General features: G+C 67.2%; 4 protein-coding genes and 2 rRNA genes. 4 read left to right on the forward strand and 2 right to left on the reverse strand.

Annotated elements, in window-relative coordinates; genetic code table 11:
* The 4 genes from BMY97_RS45590 to BMY97_RS45605 form a co-directional block, all read left to right on the forward strand.
* A partial coding sequence (locus BMY97_RS45590; protein ID WP_143086543.1) for a lipoyl synthase occupies window positions 1-549 on the forward strand: 549 nt, incomplete at its 5' end.
* Window positions 550-694: 145 nt separating this feature from the next.
* Window positions 695-1,348: a DedA family protein gene (locus BMY97_RS45595; protein ID WP_091629904.1), complete on the forward strand. Its 654-nt coding sequence runs from the start codon at window positions 695-697 to the stop codon at window positions 1,346-1,348.
* Between the two features lie 53 nt (window positions 1,349-1,401).
* The gene (locus tag BMY97_RS45600; RefSeq protein WP_091629905.1) at window positions 1,402-2,271 is read left to right on the forward strand and encodes a patatin-like phospholipase family protein; all 870 of its coding nucleotides are present in this window, start codon (window positions 1,402-1,404) and stop codon (window positions 2,269-2,271) included.
* 108 nt (window positions 2,272-2,379) lie between these two features.
* The gene (locus BMY97_RS45605) at window positions 2,380-3,585 is read left to right on the forward strand and encodes a L,D-transpeptidase (protein WP_091629907.1); all 1,206 of its coding nucleotides are present in this window, start codon (window positions 2,380-2,382) and stop codon (window positions 3,583-3,585) included.
* Window positions 3,586-4,337: 752 nt separating this feature from the next.
* Here BMY97_RS45605 and rrf read toward each other — a convergent pair.
* Window positions 4,338-4,454 (reverse strand): 5S ribosomal RNA (rrf, locus tag BMY97_RS45610).
* Between the two features lie 87 nt (window positions 4,455-4,541).
* Window positions 4,542-4,658 (reverse strand): 23S ribosomal RNA (locus BMY97_RS45615); the annotation flags it as partial.

Here is a 4,658-nt window from a genome sequence, read left to right on the forward strand (position 1 = left end):
GTCGAGCTGCTGATCCCGGACTTCAATGCCGATCCCGGGCAGTTGGCGGAGGTGTTCGGTTCGCGTCCGGAGGTGTTGGCGCACAACGTGGAGACGGTGCCGCGGATCTTCAAGCGGATCCGTCCCGGGTTCCGTTACGCGCGGTCGTTGGAGGTCATCACCCGGGCTCGTGAGGCGGGGTTGGTGACGAAGTCGAACCTGATCCTCGGGATGGGCGAGACCCCGGACGAGGTCACTGCGGCGATGCGGGATCTGGTCGACGCGGGGTGCGAGATCTTGACGATCACGCAGTATCTGCGGCCGTCACCGCGGCATCACCCGGTGGATCGGTGGGTGAAGCCGGAGGAGTTCGTGGAGCACTCCCAGGCGGCGGAGTCGTTGGGGTTCGCGGGTGTGATGGCGGGTCCGTTGGTCCGCTCGTCCTACCGCGCGGGACGCCTGTACGCGCAGACGAAGGCCCACCGCGGCGAAACCCTCCCGGACCACCTCTCCCACCTCGCCACCGAGGGCCCGGCCGCACAGGAAGCCGCCTCGCTGCTCGCCCGCTGATCTCAGCCCCATGGAGGCCCGCTCGACCGCCGAGCGGGCCTCTCGCCGTTCCGAGGCCCGCCACCCCTACGGGTCAGCCCCCCAAAGTCACCCGGACTCCCGTGGATCCACTCACCGATTCCAAATAGTCAGTAAAGTGATTCCCATGGCTTTGGTAACGGATCTCCTGAACTGGCTGCAAGGACTCCCGGAACCGGGCCTTGTCGCGGCGGCCGGCGGGCTGGTGTTCGCCGAGTGCACCATCGGGCTGGGCTTCGTCGCGCCCGGCGAGTCGGGGCTGCTGGTCGCGGCGACGACCGCCACCACGGTGTCGCGGTTCCTCACCCTGTGGGCCGTCGTCACGGTGTGCGCGGCGCTCGGCGACTCCGTGGGCTACGCGCTCGGCCGGCGCTTCGGGCCGCGGCTGCGCGAGACCAAGCTGATCCGCAAGTACGGCCTGGACGCGTGGGACAAGGCCGCCTCGGTACTCGAGCGGCGCGGCGCCTGGGCGGTGTTCTTCGCGCGCTTCCTGCCCGTGCTCCGAACGCTGACGCCGGCGGCCGCGGGCGCGTCCGGGCTGCCGTTCCGCAAGTTCCTGCCCGCGACGGCGGCGGGCGCGTTCTGCTGGTCGCTGGTGCACATCAGCATCGGCGTCGCGCTCGGCGAGGCCGCCAAACAGGTGGAGGGCGCGCTCAGCACCGGTTTTCTCGTCGTGGCCGTGGTGGTGATCGGCGTTCTGCTGTTCTTCCTCCTCCGGTTCAAGAAGCGCAAGGCCCTCGCCACCGAGGAAGCCGAAGAGCCCGCCCGCACGACCGGCTGACCTTGGCCGGAGTCACACCCGCGGACCTGCTCCCGCTGGTTACATTCGGCGGTATGACGCCACTCGATCTCCCCAGGCCGATCGCGTTCGTCCTCGGCGGGGGCGGCAGTCTCGGCGCGCTGCAGATCGGCATGCTGCGCGCGCTCGAGGAAGCCGGCGTGACGCCCGACCTCGTCGCCGGCACGTCCGTGGGCTCGCTGAACGCGGCCGTGCTCGCCCTGCCCGGCGGCAACCGGCTGGAGCGCCTGCGCGGGATCTGGGCGCACATGACCAAGCACGAGGCCTTCCCCGGCGGCGTGCTCAGCCAGGTGCGCACGTTGCGGCACAGCAAAACGCACCTGTTCCCCAACACCGGCCTGGAGAAGATCGTCGACGGCCACCTGGGCGCCGGCCGTCGCTTCGAGGACCTCGCGCTGCCGCTCGGCGTGGTGACCACGGACGTCGACACCGCCGAGCCGCTGCTGATCCGTTCCGGGCCGCTGCGCGCGCCGCTGCTGGCGAGCTGCGCGATCCCCGGCATCTACCCGCCGGTCGAGCACGAGGGCCGGCTGCTCTACGACGGCGGCCTCGTCGCCAACGTGCCGATGCGGCAGGCACTGGCCATGGGCGCGAAGTCGCTGGTGGTCCTCGACTGCGCGTTCCCCGGCAAAATGCCCGGCGCCCCAAGGACGTTCGCCGAGGTGATGATGTTCACCGCGATGATCAGCATGCGGAACCAGGCGGTGCTGGAGGCCCCCGTCGCCGCGAAGCGCGCACCCGTCGTCTATCTGCCCGGTCCGGCCCCCGTGCGGGTCAGTCCGTTGGACTTCACCCGTACGGAGGAACTCGCGGACCAGGCCTACGGCGCCGCGGCCGGGTACCTGAAAGAACTCCAGGTGGACGGCCCCGGTCTTTACGGTGCGCCCGGGCTGGTAACAACGTGATCCACGCCACTGCGATGCACCTATCCGCTGCGTGGAGCGTCTTGTCAATCGCGTAGTTTTGGAAAAGAAGAAGCCTGCTGGTCCGCGATCCCCCACAAAAGAGACAAAATGTTCCCGAAGAAGACTTTACTTTCGGTTGCCGGAGTCCTCGCGGCGACCCTGCTGGTCTCGGCCTGCTCCTCCGGTGGGGACACCGCGGGGACAGCCGCCGCCCCGGGGGCTCCCGGTGCCGGCTCCAACCAGTCCGCGCCACCGGCGACGGTGACGATCGAACCGGCGAACGCCGACAACATCAGCCCCACTACCCCCATCGTCGTCAAGGCCGCCAACGGCAAGCTGCTCGACGTGACCGTGACCAGCGCCAAGGGCAAGGCCGTCGCCGGCAAGGTCGCGACGGACGGGCTCAGCTGGACCAACACCGACGTCCTCGGTTACGGCGGCACGTACAAGATCGTCGCCCACGCCCAGAGCACCGACGGCAAATCCATCGAGAAGGACGGCCAGGTCACCACGCTGTCGCCGACGAAGCAGGCGAACGCGAACCTGATCCCCGCGCCGTCCGCGGTGAAGAGCAGCGGCGTGGGCGTCGGCCAGCCGATCGTCTTCAGCTTCGGCGTCGCGGTGAAGGACAAGGCCGCCGTCGAGAAGGCGCTGAACGTCGAGTCCTCGCCGAAGCAGGAGGGCAGCTGGTACTGGATGGACGACAAGAACGTCCACTACCGGCCCAAGGTGTACTGGCAGCCGGGCACCACGCTGACCGTCACGGCCAAGATCTACGGAGTCGATTTCGGAAACGGTGTTTTCGGCGCGGAGGACCGCACCGAAACGTACAAGGTGCACGATTCCTGGATCGCCAAGGCGGACGGCAACTCCGAGCAGATGCAGATCTTCCACAACGGCAGCATGGTGAAGTCCATGCCGATCTCCATGGGCAAGGACGCCACCCCGACGCACCTGGGCGCGCACGTCATCTCCGACAAGCAGGCGAACTACACGATGGACTCCTGCACCTACGGTGTCTGCCCGCCGGACCCGAAGGCGTACCGCTCCGACGAGAAGTTCTCCCAGCGCATCTCCAACGACGGTGAGTTCGTCCACGAGAACCCGAACAGCGTCGGCCAGCAGGGCAGCTCCAACGTCTCACACGGCTGCATCAACCTGAACGCCGCGAACGCCGAATGGTTCTTCCAGAACTTCGGCCTCGGCGACGTCGTAGAGGTAACCAACTCAGGCGGCCCGCAACTCCCAGTCTGGGACCTGTACGGCGACTGGTCCAAGTCCTGGACCGACTGGCAGAAGGGCTCCGCCCTGTAAGACTCTCTTTTTTGGGGCAGGCCACGAGAAAGGCGCCGGAGCGAGTTGGCTCCGGCGCCTTTCTCGTACGCTCGTTCCGATCTCGGTGCACTCGTTCCGATGTCTTTCGCGTGGCCTCGGTCTTGCCTGATCTGCCCGCCTGCGCGGTCCGCACCGCCTTTGCCCGGTCTGGCGGGCCCGTGCCTGACCTGAGGGCCGGGCTCGTCCGCCTGCGGATGTGCCCGGCCTGCGCGCTTGCCTGGTGCGAGCGGTCGTCCGGTCTGCCCACTTGCCCGGCACACACGGCTCGTTCCTGTGCGCCAGCGCCGCATCGAGGCCACTTCGCAGAAGACCTCCAGGCTGGAGGCGAACCACGAGTCGACAAGCCGCCTTGTGGAAGTCGCTTCCCAGGGCCACCCAGACGCCGCTGGCCGGCGCTGGTGTCGCATCGAGGCCCGCCGCAGCCGTGGAGCAGCCCTGTCGTCGCCGTAGAAAACAGCCGTGTGTCAACAAAGCCGACGAGGCAGGCCCCATCCGCGTACAGGGACAGCCGAGAGTTCCGCCTGCCGTCTGGCTCTGTGGGTCGCGCACCCCGGCCCATCACAACCTCGTAGCCGGCCCCGGTTCCAGCGCTCAGGAAGGCCGACTCATAGCAGGCTCCGGTTCCTGATTATCTGGGCGAGCCCGTTTTCGGGGAAATGGCCGGATATGGCAGTAGGGCCCCGGGAGAACCGTTGCGGGTTCTCGACCGGGGCCCTGACTGTCTAGGTAAAGTTCGGCGGCGTCCTACTCTCCCACAACCCTTCGGTTGCAGTACCATCGGCGCTTCCAGGCTTAGCTTCCGGGTTCGGAATGGGACCGGGCGTTTCCCTGGCGCTATAACCACCGAAACACTACGAAACAACACACACCCACCACCAGAATCGATGGTGCCGGTGTGGTGTTTCAGAGCTGTAGAGTGGATGCGTAACATCTTCGTGGGCAAGTCCTCGGCCTATTAGTACCAGTCAACTCGACAACACATTACTGTGCTTCCATTTCTGGCCTATCAACCCAATGGTCTCTTGGGGGCCTTAACCCACAGGGGGTGGGAT

Source organism: Amycolatopsis saalfeldensis, assembly GCF_900110575.1.
Lineage (GTDB): Bacteria > Actinomycetota > Actinomycetes > Mycobacteriales > Pseudonocardiaceae > Amycolatopsis > Amycolatopsis saalfeldensis.

Excerpts from the sequence above, each read along its gene's own strand:
- BMY97_RS45600 (WP_091629905.1), top strand. The coding sequence starts at position 1,402 with ATGACGCCACTCGATCTCCCCAGGCCGATCGCGTTCGTCCTCGGCGGG.
- BMY97_RS45595 (WP_091629904.1), top strand. The coding sequence starts at position 695 with ATGGCTTTGGTAACGGATCTCCTGAACTGGCTGCAAGGACTCCCGGAA.
- BMY97_RS45605 (WP_091629907.1), top strand. The coding sequence starts at position 2,380 with ATGTTCCCGAAGAAGACTTTACTTTCGGTTGCCGGAGTCCTCGCGGCG.